A 22457-nucleotide genomic window follows, 5' to 3' on the forward strand; every position below is an offset into this window, starting at 1 on the left:
GTCCTCGAAAACCCCTTGCATCTAACGCGGGCCAAATGCCCGCTGAGTGGTCGGCCCACTGGCCGTAGAATTTGTTGCATCCGGTCGCGGCGTTCCGCGACCGGATGTCTTGCTTACTCGGCCGCGCCCCTATTCGGCAGCATCTGGCAGCCGGACAGGGTTGTCGTCGAGCTTGGTGTTCTCCAGCTCGACATTGAGGCCGAGAGACCGCATTTCCTTGACGAGCACGTTGAAGCTCTCGGGAATGCCGGCCTCGAACGTGTCGTCGCCGCGCACGATCGCCTCGTAGACCTTGGTGCGGCCGGCGACATCGTCCGACTTCACCGTCAGCATTTCCTGCAGCGTGTAGGCGGCGCCATAGGCTTCCAGCGCCCAGACCTCCATTTCGCCGAAGCGCTGGCCACCGAACTGCGCCTTGCCGCCCAGCGGCTGCTGGGTAACGAGCGAGTACGGACCGATCGAACGCGCGTGGATCTTGTCGTCCACCAGGTGGTGAAGCTTGAGCATATAGATATACCCCATCGTCACCTTGCGATCGAACGGCTCGCCGGTGCGTCCGTCATAGAGCTGCGACTGACCGCTGGTGTGCAGGCCCGCCTGCTCCAGCATGATGTTGATGTCGACTTCATGCGCGCCGTCGAACACCGGTGTCGCGATAGAGACGCCGCGGCGCATCTGCTCGCTGAGGCGAACGATGCTCTCGTCGTCATATTCGCGGACCGGCTCGTTGCGGTCGTTGGCTGGGATGAAGCTCTCAAGCGTCTTGCGCAACGGCTTGATGTCTCCAGCCGTCTTGTAGGCGTCGATAAGCTCGCCGATCTTCTTGCCCATGCCCGCGCATGCCCAGCCCAGATGCGTTTCCAGGATCTGGCCGACATTCATGCGGCTCGGCACACCCAGCGGGTTGAGCACGATATCGGCATGCGTGCCGTCCTCGAGGAAAGGCATGTCCTCGACCGGAACGATTCGCGACACGACACCCTTGTTGCCGTGACGTCCCGCCATCTTGTCGCCCGGCTGCATCTTGCGCTTCACGGCCACGAAGACCTTGACCATCTTCATGACGCCCGGAGGCATTTCGTCGCCGCGCTGGACCTTCTCGACCTTGTCCATGAAGCGCTGCTCGAGCGCCTTCTTGGAATCGTCGTACTGGCCACGCAGGGCTTCCAGTTCGCTCTGGAGCTTTTCGTTCTCCACCGCAAACTGCCACCACTGCGAACGTGGATACTCGTCAAGCGTGTCCTTCGACAGCTTCGAGCCCTTCTTGAAGCCCTTCGGCCCGGCAATCGCTTCCTTGCCGACGAGAACGTCGGAAAGGCGCGAATAGACGTTGCGGTCGAGGATCGCCTGCTCGTCGTCGCGGTCCTTGGCGAGGCGTTCGATCTCCTCGCGTTCGATCGCCATGGCGCGCTCGTCCTTCTCGACGCCGTGGCGGTTGAAGACGCGCACTTCGACGACTGTGCCGAAGGTGCCCGGAGGCATGCGCATCGAGGTGTCGCGAACGTCGGACGCCTTTTCACCGAAGATGGCGCGCAGGAGCTTTTCTTCCGGCGTCATCGGGCTTTCGCCCTTCGGCGTGATCTTGCCGACCAGGATGTCGCCCGGCTGCACTTCCGCGCCGATATAGACGATGCCGGCTTCGTCGAGGTTCTTCAGCGCTTCTTCCGAAACGTTCGGAATGTCGCGCGTGATTTCCTCCGGTCCAAGCTTGGTGTCGCGGGCCATGACCTCGAATTCCTCGATGTGGATCGAGGTGAAGACGTCGTCGGCCACGATGCGCTCGGAGAGCAGGATCGAGTCCTCGTAGTTGTAGCCGTTCCACGGCATGAACGCGACCAGCACGTTGCGGCCGAGCGCCAGATCGCCGAGCTCGGTCGACGGACCGTCGGCGATGATGTCGCCCTTGTTGACGCGGTCGCCCATGCGCACCAGCGGACGCTGGTTGATGCAGGTGTTCTGGTTCGAACGCTGGAACTTCATCAGCCGGTAGATGTCGACGCCCGACTTGCCGGGATCGAGATCTTCCGTGGCGCGGATGACGATACGCGTCGCGTCCACCTGGTCGACGATGCCGCCGCGGCGGGCGCCGATGGCGGCGCCCGAGTCACGGGCAACGATCGGCTCCATGCCGGTGCCGACGAACGGCGCTTCGGCGCGCACCAGCGGCACGGCCTGACGCTGCATGTTGGAGCCCATCAGCGCGCGGTTGGCGTCGTCGTTCTCGAGGAACGGGATCAGCGCCGCGGCCACGGACACCATCTGCTTGGGCGACACGTCCATCAGATCGACGTTTTCGCGCGGCGCCATCATCACTTCGCCGGCGCTGCGGCAAATGACGAATTCGTCGACGAAACCACCATTCTTGTCGAGCTCGGCATTGGCCTGCGCGACGTGGTGCTTGGACTCTTCCATAGCGGAGAGATAGACGACCTCATTGGTCAGCTTGCCATTGACGATCTTGCGGTACGGGCTTTCGATGAAGCCGTACTTGTTGACGCGCGCGAAGGTCGCCAGCGAGTTGATCAGACCGATGTTCGGGCCTTCCGGCGTCTCGATCGGGCAGATGCGGCCGTAATGCGTCGGGTGCACGTCGCGCACTTCGAAGCCGGCGCGCTCGCGGGTCAGACCGCCCGGGCCAAGTGCCGACAGGCGGCGCTTGTGGGTGATCTCCGACAGCGGGTTGGTCTGATCCATGAACTGCGACAGCTGCGAGGAACCGAAGAACTCGCGCACGGCGGCAGCCGCCGGCTTGGCGTTGATCAGGTCCTGCGGCATCACCGTATCGATCTCGATCGAGGACATACGTTCCTTGATCGCGCGCTCCATGCGCAGCAGGCCGACGCGGTACTGGTTCTCCATCAGCTCGCCGACGGAACGCACGCGGCGGTTGCCGAGATTGTCGATGTCGTCGATCTCGCCCTTGCCGTCGCGCAGTTCGACCAGCGTCTTGACCACCGCCAGGATGTCGTCCTTGCGCAGCACGCGCACGGTGTCCTCAGCCTTGAGCTCGAGGCGCATGTTCATCTTGACGCGGCCGACGGCCGACAGGTCGTAGCGCTCCGAGTCGAAGAACAGCGAGTTGAACATGGCTTCGGCGGTTTCAAGCGTCGGCGGCTCGCCCGGGCGCATGACACGGTAGATGTCGAACAGTGCGTCCTGGCGGCTCTCGTTCTTGTCGACGTTGAGCGTATTGCGGATGTAGGCGCCGACATTGACGTGGTCGATGTCGAGAACCTTGATCTCGCTTTCGCCCGTGCCGAGCAGCACCTTCAGCGTCTTTTCGTCGATCTCGTCGCCGGCTTCGAGGAAAATCTCGCCGGTGCCGTAGTTGACGATGTCCTCGGCCAGGTAATTGCCGAGCAGATCCTCGTCGGTCGCCTTGATCGCCTTCAGACCCTTTTCGCCAAGCGCTCTTGCCTGGCGGGCGGTGATCTTCTTGCCGGCCTCGACGACAACTTCGCCGGTATCGGCATCGACGAGGTCGCCAACGGCCTTCAGGCCGCGGAAACGCTCGACGTTGAACGGGATGCGCCAGTGGTCACCGGCGCGCTTGTAGGTGATCTTGTTGTAGAAGGTCGACAGGATTTCTTCGCCGTCCATGCCGAGCGCCATCAAGAGCGACGTCACCGGAATCTTGCGGCGGCGGTCGATGCGGGCGTGCACGACGTCCTTGGAATCGAACTCGATGTCGAGCCACGAACCGCGATAGGGAATGACGCGCGCCGCAAACAAAAGCTTGCCCGAGGAGTGCGACTTGCCCTTGTCATGGTCGAAGAAGACGCCCGGCGAACGGTGCATCTGCGAGACGATGACGCGCTCCGTGCCATTGACGATGAAGGTGCCGTTGAGCGTCATGAGCGGCATGTCGCCCATATAGACGTCCTGCTCCTTGATGTCCTTGATCGACTTTGCGCCGGTATCCTCGTCGATATCGAACACGATGAGGCGCAATGTCACCTTGAGTGGCGCGGCATAGGTCAGGTCGCGCTGACGGCATTCGTCAACGTCGAATTTCGGTCCTTCGAACTCGTACTTCACGAACTCCAGCATCGAGGAGCCGGAGAAATCGGAGATCGGGAAAACCGACTTGAAAACGGCCTGCAGTCCCTCGTCCGGACGCCCACCCTTGGGCTCCGCCACCATCAGGAACTGGTCATAGGATGCTTTTTGAACCTCGATCAGGTTCGGCATCTCCGCAACTTCCGGAATCTTTCCGAAGAACTTGCGTACGCGTCTGCGGCCATTGAAAGTCTGGGTCTGGGCCATCGTCGCTCCTTAGCTATAAACTCGGGGCGAGCCTCGCCGCGGCTCACCTTGCATGCGCGGCCACCTCGGCGGCGGCCCCTGATCTGTTTCCCGCCGCCTGGCGGCGACGGCTAAAACGGGAGAAAACCCGTTTCCTGAAGGCCGGTTTCGGCCCTCAGGAAAGAGGTTCTCGTACATCTCGCGCTACGCATCCTCCCCTCTGGTGAAGGGAGTGGCGGACGGCGCGAGTCCGCCCGCCGCTTTTACGCTTACTTCAGGTCGACCTTGGCGCCGGCTGCTTCCAGCTGGGCCTTGAACTTCTCAGCGTCAGCCTTGGAAACGGCTTCCTTGACCGGCTTCGGAGCTGCTTCGACCAGATCCTTGGCTTCCTTGAGGCCCAGGCCGGTGATGGCGCGGACTTCCTTGATGACGTTGATCTTCTGAGCGCCTGCCTCGGTGAGGACGACGTCGAATTCCGTCTTTTCCTCAGCCGGAGCAGCAGCAGCGGCAGCGCCGCCGGCAGCGGCAACCGCCACCGGAGCAGCAGCCGAAACGCCCCACTTTTCTTCCAGAAGCTTCGACAGTTCGGCCGCCTCGAGGACGGTCAGCTTCGAAAGGTCGTCTACGATCTTTGCCAGATCAGCCATTGTTGTATTCCTTCATCAGGTTCGAACGTGTGTTTGTGATAGCGAGGAACGGCCTCATGCCGCCTCGTCCTTCCGGGCGTAAGCGCCGATGACGCGCGCGACCGAAGCCGCTGGCGCATTGACGATCTGGGCGATCCGGGTTGCCGGCGTGGCGATCATGCCAACCAGCCTGGCGCGCAGCTCATCGAGCGACGGAAGTGTGGCGAGTGCCTTCACACCGTCGGCGTTGAGCGAGGTGGTGCCCATTGCGCCGCCGAGAATGACCAACTTGTCATTTCCCTTGGCGAAATCGGACGCGACCTTCGGCGCCGCAATCGGATCCTCCGAATAAGCGATCAGCGTCTGTCCCTTGAACAGGTCGATGATCGATGCGGAGTCCGTGCCCTGAAGAGCGATCTTGGCGAGACGGTTCTTCGCGACTTTGACGGTGCCACCGGCAGCGCGCATTTTCGACCGAAGGTCGTTCATTTGCGCGACGGTGATACCGGCGTAGTGGGCCACGACGACTGAACCAGCGCCTGCAAAAGCACCATTCAGGCCCGTGACGAGTTCGCGTTTTTCCGCTCTGTCCACTGCCTATCTCCAGTTGACCCCTGCCCCGCTAGTGGGACAGGCGTCGGGTTGCCTTTTTGCCGGCCGGGCCATCCATTACAGATCTCCCGAACGACGCTCGAGGATCCTGCCCCCTTTCGCCACATCGACGGCAAGCCGGAGATGCGCAGACAAAAGGCAAACACGGTTCGAACCTTTCATTGGAGCTTGTCGCTCCGTTGTCCGGTTTTCACCCGTCTCATGCAGGCCCAATTCAATTAAGGCTTCTGGGCCGCCTGCAATCTCGGACAGGATGTCCGGAAGCCTCTCGACTTCCGGTACCGGGCCGCCGACAAGTCGGAGGCCCGGAATTCACTTGCGGATCAGCGCCTTGGCAGCCGATCCAGATGTTCGTATCAAGACGCTGCGAGCGTCGAGACGTCGAGCTTGAGGCCCGGGCCCATCGTCGAGGTGACCGACACCTTCTTGACGTAGTTGCCCTTGGCGCCGGCCGGCTTTGCCTTGGTCACGGCATCGGCGAAGGCGCGGACGTTTTCTTCCAGCGCCTTGACGTCGAACGAGACCTTGCCGACGCCGGCATGAACGATGCCGGCCTTCTCGACGCGGAACTCGACAGCGCCGCCCTTCGATGCCTTGACGGCGGCGGCGACGTCGGTGGTGACGGTGCCCACCTTCGGGTTCGGCATCATGCCGCGCGGGCCCAGCACCTTGCCCAGACGGCCAACCAGCGGCATCATGTCCGGCGTGGCGATGCAGCGATCGAAGTCGATCGTGCCCTTCTGGACGATGTCGACCAGATCCTCGGCACCGACGATGTCGGCGCCGGCGGCGCGAGCCTCATCGGCCTTGCCGCCACGTGCGAACACGGCGACGCGGACCGAGCGGCCCGTGCCGTTCGGCAGGTTGACCACGCCGCGGACCATCTGGTCGGCATGGCGCGGGTCGACGCCGAGGTTCATCGCCACTTCGATGGTCTCGTCGAACTTCACCGTCGAACGGTCCTTGAGCAGCTTCAGCGCCTCACCAAGGGCATAGGCCTTGTTGGGGTCGATGCCGTCGCGGGACTTCGATACACGCTTTGCAATCTTTGCCATGATCTCAGCCCACCACTTCCAGACCCATCGAGCGGGCGGAGCCCTCGACCATGCGCATGGCCGCCTCGACGTCGTTTGCGTTCAGATCCTTCATCTTCTGCTCGGCGATGGCGCGCACCTTGTCGCGGCCGATCGTGCCGGCCTTGATCTTGCCCGGCTCTTTCGAACCTGACGTCAAGTTCGCCGCCTTTTTCAGGAAGTAGCTCACCGGCGGCGTCTTCATGACGAAGGTGAAGGACTTGTCCTGGTAATAGGTGATGACGACCGGGATCGGCGATCCCTTTTCCATTTCCTGGGTCTGCGCGTTGAACGCCTTGCAGAATTCCATGATGTTGATGCCGCGCTGGCCAAGTGCCGGGCCGATCGGCGGAGACGGCGTAGCCGATCCCGCTTTGACCTGGAGCTTGAGCTGGCCTGCAATTTTCTTAGCCATCTCTTTCCTGCCTTTATCTCATGCCGGCCCCAGTATCGGGAACACCGGCGGTTGCAGTCTGGTGGTGCGGTCCGCGCGGCCGGCTAAAGCCGCATTCGCCTCCCACCCGTTCATGGCCGCGCGCTGTCCGCGCCGCCTCCCCTTGCCGGCGAACCGGCGCAGGGTTTTCGGATCAGCCCTTTTCGACCTGTCCGAATTCCAGATCGACCGGCACGGCGCGCCCGAAGATCGATACTTCCACCTTGAGCCGCGCCCGCTCCTCGTCCACTTCCTGGACGAAACCGTTGAACGAGGCGAACGGGCCATCCGAAACGCGGATCGCCTCGCCGATCTCGAAAGTGACCGAGGGCTTCGGCCGCTCGACGCCTTCCTGAACCTGGTTCAGGATGCGCTGCGCCTCGGCTTCGGTGATCGGCACCGGCTTGGAGTCACCGAGGAAGCCGGTGACCTTCGGCGTGTTCTTGACCAGCGAGAACACCGCATCGGTCAGATTGGCCTTGAGCAACACATAGCCCGGAAAGAACTTGCGCTCGGCATCGACCTTGCGGCCGCGGCGGATCTCGACGACCTTCTCGGTCGGCACCACGATCTGTTCGATATCGGCGGACAGGCCCTTCTGCTTGGCCTTGTTCTCAATGTCCTCAGCGACCTTCTTTTCGAAGTTCGAATAGGCGTGGACGATGTACCAGCGCGCGGTCATTTCAAGACTTCTCCGTAATCGCCGGACTTATTGGCCGAGGCTCAGTAACCGCTCGATCGCGTAGCCCATGGCCACGTCGGCGGTGAAGAAAAAGATCATCGCGATGACCGCGAATACGAGCACCATCACCGTCGAGATCATCGTCTCCCGGCGCGACGGCCAAGTCACCTTGGCAGTTTCCGCGCGGACCTGCTGGAGAAAGACGAAAGGATTTGTGGTTTTCGAAGCCATATGCCGCTCTGTCTTCAAGACCCGTTGGCCGGGTCTCCTGGATGATCCCGCTGGCCGGGACGTGCCGCCTGGGTTCAAGTCGACGCCGAATCAGCGCCATTTCGCCCATGCAAATCGGACGCGTAAAGCCGGCTTCCCAGCTCCACGCGTCGCGTGTCTGTTGTGTCTACATAAAACCGATTCTTGATCCACGCAAGTGGCAAGTGTCCGCTTTATGACCAAACGCCGCCTCGGAACCATCCAGTCGTCCCGTCCCGGCTATCGAGGCCTTATGCCTCAGTTCGCCCAATATGGCAAGCCACCTGCCCTTTTTCAATGCCGGACCCCAATTCCAGGAGGTGGATCCGGAAATCAGGCACGCGATTACAAGTTCGAGGAAATGGCGTTGCGGACGAACCTGCGACCTGCTGTTTTGGAAACCAAATGAAGCGCACGCAAGATTGGAATCCAGCTGCCCATGCCGAGGCAGCTGGATCAACCCAGGGTTAGTTAGGCACAGGCGAGTTCGACCCCGGCCACTGCGCCGATTCCGCATGGTGGGCGTGGGCGCGGCGCGATCACTGCCGGGCACGGGGGCGGGTCGTCGTCATCGTCGGGGCCGAAAGAACGGCCACGACGCCGCCAAGCTTTGAGACCGCTGCGGCGCGTGGAGGGTCGCCAAGGCAGCACCCGGCCTGAAGTCTCTTTCCCCAGCGTGGGTTTCTCATCCAGAGCCTTCAACGCCCTCAGAATCTGGTCGACAGGGATTACCGTGCCGTTGTCCAGGCGGCGCAAGGCAGGCTGGTTTTCCACCGCGCAGGCATCGGACGCCCACGAGGAAAGCAGTGCCCGCTTTTCTCCACGGCTGAGGCGTGGATGGTTGATGACGTCGTCTGGATTGTCGAGCAGGCACAAAGAAGTTTCAATTTTGCCCGAGCGTGCCGCAGAAAGTGTCGGTGTCTCGTAGAAGTTGTCCATCTCCATTCTCCGCAATCTGGGCCTCCCGGCCGAAGCCGGGAGGCGGACCGCAGGGATAACTGAATCGATACGATCAGGCCGCTTTGCGGGTGCGTTCCGTATCCTGGGCGATCTGCTTGCCGCCCACCTGGGCGTCGCCGACGCCGATGCTGATGCGGCGCGGCTTCAGCTCTTCGGGAATCTCACGGACGATGTCGATCGAGAGGAGGCCATTCTCCAGTTTGGCTGCCTTGATCTTCATGTGGTCGGCAAGCTTGAACGTCTGCCTGAAACTGCGATAGGCGATGCCCTGGTGCAGCAGCTGGCGTCCGCTCTGATCATCAGCCTTCTGGCCTACCACGACCAGTTCGGGTCCATGCTGGGTCAGCTCAACCTCATCCTGGCTGAAGCCTGCGATGGCCATCGAGATACGGTAATCGTTCTCGTCGACCTTCTCGATGTTATAGGGCGGCCAGTCTGGACGCGTGCCGCTGTCGAGCATGTCGAAAAGCCGGTCGAAACCGACGGTGCTGCGATAGAGAGTATCAAAGGTTCTCATAGCCACATCCTCCTTGAAGCAACATGGGTACAAGGGCGCCGCCCAGCAGCGCCGCCTTTTGTCAAGCCAATCGGCCTCGGCGGGAAACGAATTAAGAAGGGCTGAAAACCGGTTCAAGAGCCCTATTCAAAAAAATTCCAGAAGCCAGGCCAGCATCCCGCTTCCAATAATTCGCAGCCGCTGAAAAGCAGCTGGCGGCAGCAAAATAGGCCTATTCTGAATTGTGAACGCAAATGGCAATTGGCTCGCCAATGGCAGTTGAATCAAGGAAATCGGTTCGTGGAAATACGCCGACTTCGGCATTGCGCATCAGCGCTCTCGCTCTGCGCATGCCTTCGGAACGTCGCTCGTCGAGTACGCGGCTTCAGCCCAACCAAACGAGGAGCCAAAACAAGGCGTTTCTAAAATGCCGGATTCCAACGAGGAAAATGGCACGGGCAGCAGGGCTCGAACCTACGACCTGCGGTTTTGGAGACCGCCGCTCTACCAACTGAGCTATGCCCGTACGCGCGTTTCAGCGCAGGCGCTTCCTAAAAGCTTCCGGGCGCGCTGTAAAGAGTTGTCTGACGCGCTTTCAGATCCTTTGCCAAAATCCGAATAGGTGATGACCAGCCCGTCCCTGCCTATCTCGATTTTTCGCCTGCCTGAAGCCGCATGCCGGCGCTCAGCCCCCGGCCGGCGGCTTGTACGGCCCGCCCGGCACGCCCCAGCCCCAGGCCGGCATCGGATCGGTCTGCGGGTCGCAGGTCTCGCCGAGGGTGGAATTCATCTTGGCAAGCAGTGACCCCCATTCGACATAGCCCATGAAGGCGGAACGGAATTCGGGATCGTCCGGCAGCCCGACCGCATCGGCGGCATCGGCAAGCAGGCTGATCCAGCGGCGGCGCTGTTCCTCCGTCAGATGCTTGCCCAAGTGATGCATGACCATCTCGCGATGGCCGCCATGCTGTTCGCCGTAGGTCTTGGGTCCGCCAAAAACCTCGCCGATGAAGGCCGCGACATGCGCGGGATGATCCGGCGACATGTGTTTGAACACTGGGCCGACCACCGGGTCGCGCGACACCTTGTCGTAAAAGGTTTCCGTCAGCCGGTTGAGGGCTTCGATGCCGCCGGCCCATTCGTAGAGTGTCGGGATGTCCTGGCTCATTGTCGATCCTCCGCCAGCCCGGCGCCGGCACGACGATAGCGGAAATCGCGCCCTGCTCAACCTGCCTCGATGGCGAGTGTGAACCCGCCGCGCTACAATTTGGCCGGCGCTTCGGCCTGGGCGTTGGGCGACGGCGCCACGCGGCAGTTCTCAGCTTTCGGCACCGACTTGCAGATGCCGGGACCCGTCAGCGCATCCACCGGCTGGGGCCCGGTCGTCAGCCCGACCTCCAGCATCATATCAGGGTCGAGCTCACGCTCGGCGAAACGGTCCTGAAGCGCTGTGAACAGACGGGGGCTGATCGCCATCTCATTCAGATACGTCTTCACCAATTGCTTCTGTCCCATCAGGTAGAAGCTGAGTCGCGCCTGGGGGCCGACAAACCGTCTGGCGCCACCGGCCAGCATGAGCGCGCAGGCCGAATCGCAGTCGGCTCCGGCGTCGAAGCTCAGCCCGGCATAGATGCCGTCCTCGACCGGGTCACCGATATCGGTGCGGCCAACGGCGACGTCGAGCTTCTTTTCATGGATGATCCGTCCGGTCGCCAGAGCGCTGAACAAGTCTCCGCCTCGTGAGCTGATCACCACGGGCAGCCGCCGGTTGCCAAGCGTGTCGAGTAATTGGCGCAATTTTTGCGGTGTCTGAGGCGTGATCGCGCCTTGCGCAGAAATCCATTGCGGACACTGCGGCGTGCAATGCTGGTCGCTGCCGCGGACCACGACAAAGCTCATATCCACACGAGCCGCTGCGGGGTCCGGCAAAGGCTTTGTGACAGCGGCGGGCTTGGCTGCCACATTCGCGAGCTTGACTGCGACCGTCGTGGCAGCGACCGGCGGCGTCGGCTTGCCTGCCGGTCCAGGCACTTCCCGGCAGTTCGGAGCCGGCGGGTCGAACATGCACAAACTTGCTCTGGTAAACAGCTCAAGAGTGTCCGTGCTGGTCGCCAGTTTCATCGTCAGCATATCGTGGAGGCCGATCTGCCTGATGTCGCTCGCCGGCGTCGCCTTCATCAAGTCCAGCACGCCCTGCCCGATACCCATCTCTCGGAGATAGGCCGAGATCTTTCTCGCGTACCCCTTGCTCATCTCATAGGTCTTGTAGCTTTCACCTTGAGTGACCGTTTGCGTGGTGACCCGATATTTTTTGCCCCGTTTGACGCGATATGTGGTCCGGTAGTGCGTTGTGGAGGGGAACCAGGTGGTGGTGATCTGATGAACACCCAGATAGTTCCAGCCGCCGGCCACGCGGCGGACGCCACCGGCAAACATCAGCGGACAGGCGGAGTTGCAGCTGGCGCCATCAGACGCCCGGCCGAGATAGGCGGAACCTTTGCCGTAACTAAAACCACAACCATCCGTCCCGGGCCAACAGTCGGAAAACTCGGTCTTGCCTACGGCGATATCGAGCTTGTTCTTGCGGATTATCCGGCCAAGTTCGAGCGCTGCATTGACGTTGCCGCCAAAGGAATTGACGATGATGGGCAGTTTGCGGCTGCCAAGCTTCTTCAAGGTACGCTTGAGCAAGGCTGGCGTGCCGGCTGAGATGTCGCCTTCGGCGGAGATCCACTCCGGACAATTGGGCTCGCAGCCAGGTGCGCTGCTGCGCGTGACGACAAACTGCATCTCCGAGTGATCGTCGGTCCATATCGTCGGATCGGTCGGATAGAGCACTCCCTGCAGAGGGGGTACTGTCTGCCATGTCCCGGGGGAGGCATCCTCGGCCTTCGCGGCGAAGGCAGCCATCGCCATCGCGGCCACCGTCGACAGCCGGACCAGCCCGCGCCGCCACCGTCCCACAGTGTCTGAACGTTGTCCCAAAACCACGCCCGGCAAACCCCTCAATGCAATCCATAATAGTTGCGGCGACGGTGCTTGCAATAGCTTTGAAACAATCGTGCAATACTTGTGCCGCGCAACGCCGGAAACAAAAAGGCAGCCCCAAAGACCGCCCTTTTCCTGGTCCATCCGGCTGACACCGGCTCGACTATTTCTCGATGGTGATGACGACGCCGGCACGACGGTGCGGCCGCCTTCACGGAAGGCGAAGCAAGGCTTCTCTTCCATGACGATAGGCGCGATCAGCCATTGGACGACGGCACCACGCGGCAATTCTCAGGTTTCGGCGCCGATCTGCAGATGCTGGACCCCGTCAGCGCATCCACCGACTGGCGCCCGGTCGTCAGGCCGACCTCCAGCATCATGTCGGGTTCGAGCTGACGCTCGACCGAACTGCCCTGGAGCGCCCGGAACAAAGCGGGGCTGATCGCCATCTCGTCGAGGTAGGATTTGACCGCCTGCTTCTGCCCCATCAGATAGAGGCTGAGCCGCGCCTGGGAACCGACAAGCCGCCTGGCGCCACCGGCCAGCATGAGCGCGCAGGCCGAATCGCACTCGCCGTCGCCATCGACGCTCAGCCCGGCATAGGCGCCGTCCTTGGCCAGGCAATTCCACTCTGCCGGGTCGCAGCCGACGAAATCGGTGCGGGCAACGGCAACGTCGAGCTTCTTTTCATGGATGATCCGGCCCGCCGCCAGGGCGCCGGAGAGGTCTCCGCCTCGCGAGCTGATCACCACCGGCAGCCGCCGGTTGCCAAGCGTGGCGAGCAATTGGCTGAGTTTCTGCGGCGTCTGGGGCGTAATCGCGCCTTGCGCTGCAATCCATTCCGGGCAGTCGGGATTGCAGAGCGGGTTGCTGCCGCGAACCACGACAAAGCGCATGCCGTCATCGTGCGGCGCGCTCTCCGGCTTCACCGGCAGCGGCGCAGCCTTTGCCACGTCCGGCAGGCCGCCGGCTGGCTTGTTCTCCGGTATCTCCCGGCAATTCGGAGCCGGAAGGTTCAGCCTGCACAGGCTTGCGCTGGTCAGCAAATCTGCAGCGTCGTCGCTGGTGACCAGCTTCATTGTCAGCATGTCGCTGAGGTCGATCTGCTGGATGTCGCTGGCCGGCGTGCTCTTCATCGTCTCGATGATGCTGAGGTCGACACCCATCTCCTTGAAATAGGCGGACAGCTTGCGCTCCACCCCCTTGCTCATCTCGTAGGTCTTGTAGCTGCCGGTGTTCTTGCGGCTGACGACCTTCTTGCTGATGACCCGCTTCTTGCCTTTCACGATCCGGTAGCGGACCTGATACTGCACGTTCATCTGCACGATCGTGGTCGTGATCTGGTGGACGCCGAGATAGGCCAGCGGCCCGACCAGGCGCCTGGTGCCGCCGGCCAGCATCATTGGACAAGCGGACGCGCAATAGCTGCCGAGCACATAGGGGCTGCCGATATAGTGCGCGCCTCTGGCGTCGTTCTCCTTGCAGTTTTTCATCCCCGGCTCGCAGCCGACGAACCACGTCCTGCCGACCGCGATGTCGAGCTTGTTCTTGCGTATCATCCGGCCCATGGCGATGGCCGCATCGACATCGCCGCCCGGAGAGTTGATGACGATCGGCAATTTGCGGCCGCCGAGCGTTTTCAGGGCAGCCTTGAGCAGCGCCGGCGACTTGGCCGATATCGCACCCTCGGCCGATATCCATTCCGGACAGGTCGGCTCACAGCCCGCCGCGTCGCTACGCACGACGACGAACCGCATCGGCGGATCCGGATCCGGCTCTGAATTTTTTGTCTCGGCCGCCAAGGCGGCAGTGCCCATGGCAAACATCGACACCAGGCAGATCAGCCCCAGTGCCCACCATGACCGACTATGCAAACGGTGCTGTGGAACCATCCGACCAAGCCCTCAATGCAATCTATACTGTAGAGGCTCACAGACTTGCAACAGAGATTGGGACCCCAAAACAGGCACATCTGGCCAACGAAAAAGGGCGGCCCGAGGGCCGCCCCTATCCGTTTCGATCCGGCGATGCCGGGCTCGATTACTCTTTGATGGTGACGACGATGCCGGCACCGACGGTGCGGCCGCCTTCACGGATGGCGAAGCGCAGCTTCTCTTCCATGGCGATCGGCACGATCAGCTCGACATCGACCGTGATGTTGTCGCCGGGCATAACCATCTCCGTGCCTTCCGGCAGCGACACGATGCCGGTCACGTCGGTTGTGCGGAAGTAGAACTGCGGACGGTAGTTGGTGAAGAACGGCGTGTGACGGCCACCTTCGTCCTTGGTCAGGATGTAGGCTTCGGCCACGAACTTCTTGTGCGGCTTCACCGTACCGGGCTTGGCCAGAACCTGGCCGCGCTCGACGCCTTCACGATCAACGCCGCGCAGCAGCGCGCCGATGTTGTCGCCGGCCTGGCCCTGATCGAGCAGCTTGCGGAACATCTCGACGCCCGTGCAGGTCGTCTTGGTCGTCGGACGGATGCCGATGATTTCCAGTTCCTCGCCGACCTTGACGATGCCGCGCTCGACGCGGCCGGTCACGACCGTGCCACGGCCCGAGATCGAGAACACGTCTTCGATCGGCATCAGGAACGGCTTGTCCAGCGGACGAACCGGCGTCGGGATATAGGCATCGACCGCAGCCATCAGCTCGCGGATCGCGTCTTCGCCGATGGTCTTGTTGGAATCTTCCAGAGCAGCCAGCGCCGAACCCTTGACGATCGGAATGTCGTCGCCGGGGAACTCGTTCTTCGACAGAAGCTCGCGAACCTCGAGCTCGACCAGTTCGAGCAGCTCGGCATCGTCGACCTGGTCGACCTTGTTCAGGAACACCACGATCGACGGCACGCCGACCTGACGGGCAAGCAGGATGTGCTCGCGGGTCTGCGGCATCGGGCCGTCGGCGGCCGACACGACCAGGATCGCGCCGTCCATCTGCGCAGCGCCCGTGATCATGTTCTTCACATAGTCGGCGTGGCCGGGGCAGTCGACATGGGCGTAGTGGCGCGCAGCCGTCTCGTATTCGACGTGCGCCGTCGAAATCGTGATGCCGCGGGCCTTCTCTTCGGGCGCCGCATCGATCTGGTCGTAGCGCTTGTATTCGCCAAAATACTTCGTGATCGCCGCCGTCAGCGACGTCTTGCCATGATCGACGTGGCCAATCGTGCCAATGTTCACATGAGGCTTGTTACGCTCGAATTTACCTTTTGCCATAGTCTCTTTCCTTGGACGGCCTTGACCTTCAGTTCAGTCGAATGCGGGGCGATTAGCGACTACGGCCGAAAAACACAAGTGCCTTGTGGCCGGGTGCGCTGTCCACTCGGTGCGAACCGATGATCCGATTGCGGGGATGTGGCGCTGATATAGGAACGCGCGAACGGAAATGAAATGGGGGCTGCGGGCTCCAGCACCTGTTTGCTATTCCCGCCCATGTCCTGTCCCGCCCATGTCCTGGCCTTTGCCTGCCGGATGTGCAGCCGGCGCCTGGCCCATTGCCGCTGCGGCGGCGGTCTGATTTGGTTGCCCCATGCAATTCATACCGACCTCCATACGCGGCCCGCTGTTCATGATCGTTTCGACGGGGTCGTACCTCGTCAACGACACGATGATGAAGCTCGCCACAGCGGGATTGCCGTCCTATGAAGTGCTGTTCCTGCGCGGGGTCGCGGCCACGCTATGGGGCATGCCGCTGCTGTTCCTGCTGGGCTATGGCAGGCAGATCCCTTTGATCTTCGACAAACGCGTGCTGCGCCGCAACCTGCTCGAGCTGGCGGCCATCCTTTGCTACGTCGTGGCGCTGGCCAACATGCAGATCGCCGATTCGACCGCGCTCGGGCAGATCACCCCGCTTTTGATGCTGGTCGGCTCCTCCATCCTGTTCGGCGAACGGATCGGCGGCGTGCGCATGGCGCTGATCGGGCTCGGCTTCATCGGTGCGCTTATGGTGGCCCAGCCGACCATGCAGGGCATCTCGGTCTATGCGTTGCTGGCGCTCGGCAACGCGGCATTGGCGGCGGCGCGCGATCTTGCCGGCAGGCGGGTCGCGGCCGAAGTGCCGGGCATGATCGTCGCCATTTCCGCCGTCGTGGTGGTGCTGATCGGCGCGGGCGCCGCGCATCTCGTTTCCGAGCGCTGGGTGATGCCGGAAGCCCGGCACCTGCTGCTCATGGCCGGCGCCGGATTCTTCCTGATCTTCGGCCATTTCTTCATCTTCATGGCCTATCGCGTCGGTCCGACCGGCGTGGTGGCGCCGTTCTACTACTGCTTTACCGTCTGGGCGGTCATCTCAGGCGTGCTGGTATTCGGGCAGTTCCCGAATGCCCTGGCGGTCTGCGGCATCCTGCTGGTGGTCGCGAGCGGGCTGACCATCGTCTCGCTTGATGAACGCAAACGCAGGCTGACCGTCGTCGCCTGACCTTCAAGTCAACGCGTCGAAGCAGGTTTGGCCGTCCTGCGGTCAGCCAGTCGGCAGACTGGTGCCTAAAGCGTTCGCTTGCCGGAGAACTGGTGATAGGCCCACAGCACGACCACCGCGCCGATGACGGCGACGATCAGGCTCCAGATGTTGAGGCCGGTCACGCCCGTGGCGCCAAAGGCGCTGAAGATCAGCCCGCCGACGATGGCGCCGACAATGCCGAGCACGATATCCATGATCAGGCCCTGGCCGGTCTTGTTGACGATCTTGCTGCCGATAAAGCCGGCGATGACGCCGAGGATGATCCAACTGATAATGCCCATTTTTCCTCTCCATTCCCCCGCCGGCCGATCATGGTCACATGATTGTCAAAAGCTCAAGCCAACTTGAATTTCCGCCCGCATGCTCCATTGTAGCCGGCGGGACGGGCTTGGTCGTTATGGAGGATTGACCTATGGGACTTTTTGACAACGCCGTACCTGGCGGCAACATCACCAAACCGCTCATGATCGCGCTCGGCGCGCTGCTGGTGGGAAAGATGCTGAGCGGCAGAAGCGCCGAACAGACGAGTGCCGAAGAGACGGGCGAGCCCGCCCAGCCTCAAACGCCAGCCCCCACCGGAACCACGGCCTCAGGGGATGGCGGCCTGCTTGGCGGACTGGGCGGACTGCTCGACAAGCTCAAGACTGCCGGCCAAGGCAATGTCGCTGACTCCTGGGTCGGCACCGGACAGAACCAGCCGATCAACGCCAATGATCTCGGCAAGGCGATCGGCCCGCAGGTCATTCGAGAGATCGCGCAAAGGACCGGACTGGACGAGCAGGAGTTGCTCAAGCAATTGTCCACAGCCCTGCCCGGCATTGTCGACAGACTGACGCCGAACGGACAGGTGCCGCAGCAACACCAGGTCGCGTCCGCCTTCAACAGCTAGACTTCTGCGCCTGCATCACGCGCAAACACGCCCGGCACCGCCTTGCGGCTGTCGGGCGTTGCTGCGACCAGCGCCGCGAACCGCCTGGCAGTCGACGCATCGACCGGCGTGTAGACGGAAACCGAGAAATCACTGTCGCGGCCGCCCGGCTGCACGTGGCGAAATCGAACGACATCGCGCCGGCGACAGGGTGCCGGATGGATTTCCGCCAGATCGGTGGCTCGGCGATGTCGCGGCTGTTCCAGCACGTGGCGAACGCTTCGCTTGCCGCTTCCAGTGACGAAACCAGCGCAGCCAGCACCGGATCGCGAGTCATGGCGACAGTGGCAAGCCGGAACTGCGCCGCCGCCGAGCGCAAAACCTCCGGCCAGTCGACAAAGCGCTGCCGCCATTCCAGGTCGAGAAACAGCCGGGCGAGCAGGCTGCCGGACCACTCATCATCCGTCTCGAAATCCCCAAGCAGCACCGCCGCCGGATGGTTACAGGCGACGACCTGCCAGTAGCGATTGACGACATATGCCGGGTGCGGCGCCAGCCCGTCGAGCAGGCTGAGCAACGGCGCGCTGGGCAGGCCTTGCGCGCCGAGCCGGTTTCGCCAATCGAGATCGGGCCGCGCCAATTGGAAGAGATAGGCCTGCTCCGACCGGCTCAGTCTCAGCACCCGCGCCAGCGAGCGAAGCACCTGCGGCGACGCGTTCACCTCCCGTCCCTGCTCGAGCCAGGTGTACCAGGTGGTGCTGATCCCCGCCTGGGCGGCGACCTCTTCGCGCCTGAGGCCCGGCGCCCGGCGGCGGCCATTGGCGCCATCGATCCGCGGCAAGCGGTCCCGCCGCTCGCGCAGGAAGCGGGCAAGCTCATCGTGCCGTGGGCCGTCGTATGGCATGCAGTCACCTCCGATACCAGTATAAGCTATAGTCTTGTACTACTTTAAAGGAAAGCTAGGTTGCGGGCGATCGAACATCTGCCCACGGGACTTCGACAATGAATGCGCTCAATGAAATCCGTCAGATCGACTACACCGTCATCTTCGCCCGCGACATGGCCGCCATGCGGCACTTCTACGGGGATGTGATGGAATTTGATCTGCAGCGCGAACTCGGCGACAGGTGGATCGAATATCGGGTCGGCCCGAACACGCTGGCCTTGACCAGCCTCGGCATGATGTTCAACGACACGCCGCAGCAGCGGGATGCGCTGTCGCTTCAGCTGGCATTCCGGGTGGCGCCGGAGATGGTCGCTGCTTGCGCCGAGGCGCTTCAGGCCAAGGGCGTGCAGCCGGTCCTGCCGCTCACCGACCAGGAATGAGGCCACAGGACAGTGTTCTTCCGCGATCCGGACGGCAACGTTGTGGAGATATTCGCTGAGATCTGATGCGGAGTGGGGAGTTTGGAGCGGGTAGCGGGAATCGAACCCGCATATTCAGCTTGGAAGGCTGCTGCTCTACCACTGAGCTATACCCGCATCGTCCTCAAGGTTCGCGGGCTGGCAGTGGTGGAGAGGGTTGGATTCGAACCAACGTAAGCTAAGCTAACGGATTTACAGTCCGTCCCCTTTAACCACTCGGGCACCTCTCCAGCCTGCCGTCGAAGCCTTGCAACGAGGCATTCTCGCCGATCAGGTCGAAACCAGGGTTTTGTCCGAAATCAGCGAAGCGCCTTATGGCGGCAAGGCCAGTGGGTGTCAACCGCACCGCAAGGCAAAATGCGCTGATTTTGACAGCTCACCCGGCAAGCCGGCTTTCTGCCTGTATCCATGGCCCGGCGACGCGGCTATAGAAGCCGGCCATGAGCAATGACAACACGTCCAAGACCGCCAAAGACACCCACTACGCTAAGCTGCGTCGCGCTCATCGCGACGAGAAGGCCGGCGGCGCGCCTGCCTTCCGGCCGCGCCAGCCGGTGCCGCCGGGCGAGAACGCCGCCGACGGGCTGGTGCGGCTTTATGGCCTGCACACGGTGCGCGCCGCGCTCGACAATCCGCGCCGGCGGATCAGAAAGATGTTGGTGACGCGCAATGCCGCCGAGCGGCTGGCGATCGCCGACCTCGCCGCTTTGCCGTTCAAGGCCGAACTGGTCGAGCCGAAGGACATCGACAAGATCACCGGTTCGGACGCCGTCCACCAGGGCGTGCTGATCGAGGCCGAGCCGCTGAAGCCCAAGCGCCTTGACGCGCTCGGCGATACCAAACTGGTGCTGGTGCTCGACCAGGTCACCGACCCGCACAATGTCGGCGCCATCCTGCGCTCGGCGGTCGCCTTCGGCGCCGGTGCGCTGATCACCACGGCCCGCCACAGCCCGCAGGAATCCGGCGTGCTGGCCAAATCCGCCTCCGGCGCGCTGGAACATATCGACCAGGTCGAGGTGAAGAACCTCGCCGACGCGCTGGAACAGCTGCACGAAGCCGGCTTCCAGACCATCGGCCTCGATTCGGACGGGCCGGCCGAACTCGAAACGAGTTTTTCAGGCGAAAAGATAGCCCTGGTGCTCGGCGCCGAAGGCAAGGGCCTGCGCCAGAAGACGCGCGAGACGGTGACGACACTCGCCCGCCTCGACATGCCCGGCGCCATCCGCTCGCTCAACGTGTCGAACGCCGCGGCGGTGAGCCTTTATGCGGCACGGAAGTTCCTTGGAAAGTGAATAGTGAATGCTGAATGGAAAGCGTTCTTACCGTCACCGTTCACTATTCACCCACTTCATGCCCCGCCATCCGCTCCAGCGCCCGCACCAGCGCCGAATGATCCTCTTTCGCCCCGCCATTCGCCGCGCACGAGTTGAACAGCTGCTGCGTCGTCGAGGTGTTGGGCAATGAGACGCCGAGCGCCTTGGCGCCTTCCAGCGCCAGGCTGAGATCCTTCTGGTGCAGTTCGATGCGGAAGCCCGGCGCGAAGGTGCGCTTTATCATGCGCTCGCCATGCACCTCGAGGATGCGCGATGCCGCCAGCCCGCCCATCAGCGCCTGCCGGACCTTGGCGGGGTCGGCGCCGGCTTTTGCGGCAAAGACCAGCGCCTCGGCGACCGCCTCGATGGTCAGGGCTACGACGATCTGGTTGGCAACCTTGGTGGTCTGGCCGACGCCGTTCGGGCCGACAAGCGTGACGTTCTTGCCCATCTTTTCGAACACGGGCTTGGCGCGCTCGAACGCCTTGTCCTCGCCGCCGACCATGATGGTCAGGGACGCCGCCTTTGCGCCGACCTCGCCGCCCGACACCGGCGCGTCAAGATAGTCGCAGCCGAGATCGTTGATTTTCTTGGCGAAAACCTTGGTCTCGATCGGCGAGATCGAGCTCATGTCGATGACCAGCTTGCCCTTGCTCAGGCCGGAAGCGACACCGTTCTCGCCGAACAGCACCTCGGCTACCTGCGGGGTGTCGGAAACCATGGTGATGATGATATCCGCGGCCTTCGCCACTGCCGCGTGGCCGGTGATGCTTCTCAAGCCCTTGGCGACGAGATCGGCCGGCGGCTTCGAGCGGTGGTCGCTGGCAATGACGGCGTAGCCGGCATCCAGGAGATGCCCCGCCATCGGCGCGCCCATGATGCCAAGGCCGATGAAGCCGATGGTTTCCATTGTTTTCTCCTTTGTTGAGGCTGAGTTCCTTCGCGCCCCCTCTGGCCTGCCGGCCATCTCCCCCACTTGTGGGGAGATTGGCAGTTTCGGCGCCTCGCTCACCCTGCAATGTTGGGGAGCGAAAGCCGGGATGACGTCCGATCTCCCCACCTGTGGGGGAGATGGCCGGCAGGCCAGAGGGGGGCGCGAAGGAACGCGACTTCAATCGTAACAGCTAAGCCGCGGCACTCCCCTGCCCGTTAAGCTCCCGAAACCACCCCAGCCCAGCCTCCGTCCCCGCCTTCGGTTTGTATTCCGCTCCGACCCAGCCGGAATAGCCGATCCTGTCGATATGCTCGTAGAGGAAGGGATAATTGATCTCGCCCGTCCCCGGCTCGTGACGGCCGGGATTGTCCGCAAGCTGGATATGCGCGATGCGGCCGAGGTTGGCCTCGATGGTACGGGCGAGATCCCCCTCCATGATCTGCATGTGATAGATGTCGTATTGCAGGAACAGGTTCTTCGAACCGACGCGCTCGATCAGCGCCAGCGCCTGCTCCGAATAGTTCAGGAAAAAACCCGGTATGTCGCGCGTGTTGATCGGCTCGATCAAAAGCCGGATGCCGGCCTGCTCCAGTTTCTCGGCTGCAAACGCGAGGTTCTCGGCTAAAGTATTTTCCAGCACCGAACGATCCACGCCCTGCGGCGCGATGCCGGCGAGGCAATTGACCTGCTCGCAGCCGAGCGCATGGGCATAGCTGATCGCCTTGGCGATGCCTTGCCGGAATTCCGGCGCGCGGTCGGGCAAAACCGCGATGCCGCGCTCGCCGTTGCCCCAGTCGCCGGCCGGGAGGTTGAACAGCACCTGTGTCAGGCCGTTCTTCTTCAGCCGGGCCGCGACCACGTCAGGCGTATGATCATAGGGGCCGATATATTCGACGCCCTTGAAGCCGGCGCGGGCTGCGGCATCGAAGCGATCGAGGAACTCATACTCGCCAAAGAGCATCGACAGATTGGCTGAAAAACGCGGCATTCTTTTTCTCCTTCTTCTGCTTGGCCCTAGGCGTGTTGAGATTCAGGTCGGGCAGAGTCGAAAACGGTGACTTTCGAAAACCGGAGCGGAACGTACTTTCTGTACGTGAGCACCGGAAGCGCAGGAAGGCGCCGTTTGCAGGCCTGTCTCACCTGAATATCGGCGC

The 22457-nt window shown here is 62.5% G+C and carries 21 protein-coding genes and 3 tRNA genes; 4 read left to right on the forward strand and 20 right to left on the reverse strand.

The window, feature by feature from the left end; genetic code table 11:
* Nucleotides 1–129: 129 nt before the first annotated feature.
* The 14 genes from rpoB to tuf all read right to left on the reverse strand — a co-directional run bounded on the left by rpoB (nt 130) and on the right by tuf (nt 15580).
* Nucleotides 130–4266, reverse strand: coding sequence for a DNA-directed RNA polymerase subunit beta (gene rpoB / locus NKK52_RS10950; RefSeq protein ID WP_023686024.1), 4137 nt, complete (start codon nt 4264–4266; stop codon nt 130–132).
* A 248-nt stretch (nt 4267–4514) separates the two neighbouring features.
* Complete coding sequence (rplL, locus tag NKK52_RS10955) at nt 4515–4892, reverse strand: 50S ribosomal protein L7/L12 (protein WP_023667436.1); 378 nt, start codon at nt 4890–4892, stop codon at nt 4515–4517.
* Between the two features lie 54 nt (nt 4893–4946).
* The gene (gene rplJ / locus NKK52_RS10960) at nt 4947–5465 is read right to left on the reverse strand and encodes a 50S ribosomal protein L10 (RefSeq protein WP_023667437.1); all 519 of its coding nucleotides are present in this window, start codon (nt 5463–5465) and stop codon (nt 4947–4949) included.
* Between the two features lie 374 nt (nt 5466–5839).
* A complete protein-coding gene (gene rplA, locus NKK52_RS10965) occupies nt 5840–6538 on the reverse strand; it encodes a 50S ribosomal protein L1 (RefSeq protein ID WP_023667438.1) in 699 nt (232 codons plus the stop codon).
* Between the two features lie 4 nt (nt 6539–6542).
* The gene (rplK, locus tag NKK52_RS10970) at nt 6543–6971 is read right to left on the reverse strand and encodes a 50S ribosomal protein L11 (RefSeq protein ID WP_006333334.1); all 429 of its coding nucleotides are present in this window, start codon (nt 6969–6971) and stop codon (nt 6543–6545) included.
* 172 nt (nt 6972–7143) lie between these two features.
* Complete coding sequence (nusG, locus tag NKK52_RS10975) at nt 7144–7671, reverse strand: transcription termination/antitermination protein NusG (RefSeq protein WP_006333333.1); 528 nt, start codon at nt 7669–7671, stop codon at nt 7144–7146.
* A gap of 27 nt (nt 7672–7698) precedes the next feature.
* Complete coding sequence (gene secE / locus NKK52_RS10980) at nt 7699–7902, reverse strand: preprotein translocase subunit SecE (RefSeq protein WP_023686025.1); 204 nt, start codon at nt 7900–7902, stop codon at nt 7699–7701.
* Between the two features lie 489 nt (nt 7903–8391).
* Entirely contained in the window at nt 8392–8859 is a 468-nt protein-coding gene (locus tag NKK52_RS10985; RefSeq protein WP_023716380.1) for a hypothetical protein, read from the reverse strand.
* 73 nt (nt 8860–8932) lie between these two features.
* Complete coding sequence (locus NKK52_RS10990; protein ID WP_352520176.1) at nt 8933–9397, reverse strand: Hsp20 family protein; 465 nt, start codon at nt 9395–9397, stop codon at nt 8933–8935.
* A gap of 429 nt (nt 9398–9826) precedes the next feature.
* Nucleotides 9827–9902, reverse strand: a tRNA-Trp gene (locus NKK52_RS10995).
* 159 nt (nt 9903–10061) lie between these two features.
* The gene (locus tag NKK52_RS11000; RefSeq protein WP_023686027.1) at nt 10062–10544 is read right to left on the reverse strand and encodes a group II truncated hemoglobin; all 483 of its coding nucleotides are present in this window, start codon (nt 10542–10544) and stop codon (nt 10062–10064) included.
* Nucleotides 10545–10636: 92 nt separating this feature from the next.
* A complete protein-coding gene (locus NKK52_RS11005) occupies nt 10637–12652 on the reverse strand; it encodes a COG3904 family protein (RefSeq protein ID WP_245263181.1) in 2016 nt (671 codons plus the stop codon).
* Nucleotides 12622–14256, reverse strand: coding sequence for a COG3904 family protein (locus tag NKK52_RS11010; protein ID WP_023686029.1), 1635 nt, complete (start codon nt 14254–14256; stop codon nt 12622–12624). Before NKK52_RS11010 ends, NKK52_RS11005 begins: the two co-directional genes overlap by 31 nt.
* A 148-nt stretch (nt 14257–14404) precedes the next feature.
* The gene (gene tuf, locus NKK52_RS11015) at nt 14405–15580 is read right to left on the reverse strand and encodes an elongation factor Tu (protein ID WP_023723394.1); all 1176 of its coding nucleotides are present in this window, start codon (nt 15578–15580) and stop codon (nt 14405–14407) included.
* Between the two features lie 313 nt (nt 15581–15893).
* Between tuf and NKK52_RS11020 the strand changes: the two genes are divergently transcribed.
* Nucleotides 15894–16781, forward strand: coding sequence for a DMT family transporter (locus tag NKK52_RS11020; protein ID WP_023681464.1), 888 nt, complete (start codon nt 15894–15896; stop codon nt 16779–16781).
* 65 nt (nt 16782–16846) lie between these two features.
* Here the strand turns inward: NKK52_RS11020 and NKK52_RS11025 are convergent, their stop codons facing one another.
* On the reverse strand, nt 16847–17104 hold the full coding sequence (locus NKK52_RS11025) for a GlsB/YeaQ/YmgE family stress response membrane protein (RefSeq protein ID WP_023667446.1): 258 nt from the start codon (nt 17102–17104) through the stop codon (nt 16847–16849).
* Between the two features lie 131 nt (nt 17105–17235).
* Here NKK52_RS11025 and NKK52_RS11030 point away from each other — a divergent pair, with 131 nt between their 5' ends.
* On the forward strand, nt 17236–17712 hold the full coding sequence (locus tag NKK52_RS11030; protein ID WP_023681465.1) for a YidB family protein: 477 nt from the start codon (nt 17236–17238) through the stop codon (nt 17710–17712).
* Here the strand turns inward: NKK52_RS11030 and NKK52_RS11035 are convergent.
* Nucleotides 17702–18595, reverse strand: coding sequence for a helix-turn-helix transcriptional regulator (locus NKK52_RS11035; RefSeq protein WP_023681466.1), 894 nt, complete (start codon nt 18593–18595; stop codon nt 17702–17704). The genes NKK52_RS11030 and NKK52_RS11035 overlap by 11 nt on opposite strands.
* Before the next feature lie 98 nt (nt 18596–18693).
* Here NKK52_RS11035 and NKK52_RS11040 point away from each other — a divergent pair, with 98 nt between their 5' ends.
* Nucleotides 18694–19017 (forward strand): VOC family protein, encoded by a 324-nt coding sequence (locus NKK52_RS11040; RefSeq protein ID WP_306413607.1) that lies wholly within the window; start codon nt 18694–18696, stop codon nt 19015–19017.
* Between the two features lie 82 nt (nt 19018–19099).
* On the opposite strand, the gene NKK52_RS11045 is transcribed toward NKK52_RS11040, so the two are convergent.
* Together NKK52_RS11045 and NKK52_RS11050 are read right to left on the reverse strand one after the other, a co-directional pair.
* Nucleotides 19100–19173, reverse strand: a tRNA-Gly gene (locus NKK52_RS11045).
* 28 nt (nt 19174–19201) lie between these two features.
* A tRNA-Tyr gene (locus NKK52_RS11050) sits at nt 19202–19286 on the reverse strand.
* Between the two features lie 210 nt (nt 19287–19496).
* Here NKK52_RS11050 and rlmB point away from each other — a divergent pair.
* Nucleotides 19497–20348: a 23S rRNA (guanosine(2251)-2'-O)-methyltransferase RlmB gene (gene rlmB / locus NKK52_RS11055; RefSeq protein ID WP_023681467.1), complete on the forward strand. Its 852-nt coding sequence runs from the start codon at nt 19497–19499 to the stop codon at nt 20346–20348.
* A gap of 43 nt (nt 20349–20391) precedes the next feature.
* Here rlmB and NKK52_RS11060 read toward each other — a convergent pair whose 3' ends face one another.
* Nucleotides 20392–21279, reverse strand: coding sequence for a 2-hydroxy-3-oxopropionate reductase (locus tag NKK52_RS11060; protein ID WP_023681468.1), 888 nt, complete (start codon nt 21277–21279; stop codon nt 20392–20394).
* A 214-nt stretch (nt 21280–21493) separates the two neighbouring features.
* On the reverse strand, nt 21494–22291 hold the full coding sequence (gene hyi, locus NKK52_RS11065) for a hydroxypyruvate isomerase (protein ID WP_023681469.1): 798 nt from the start codon (nt 22289–22291) through the stop codon (nt 21494–21496).
* Nucleotides 22292–22457: the final 166 nt, after the last annotated feature.

Source organism: Mesorhizobium sp. C277A (assembly GCF_040324395.1).
Taxonomy (GTDB): Bacteria; Pseudomonadota; Alphaproteobacteria; order Rhizobiales; family Rhizobiaceae; genus Mesorhizobium.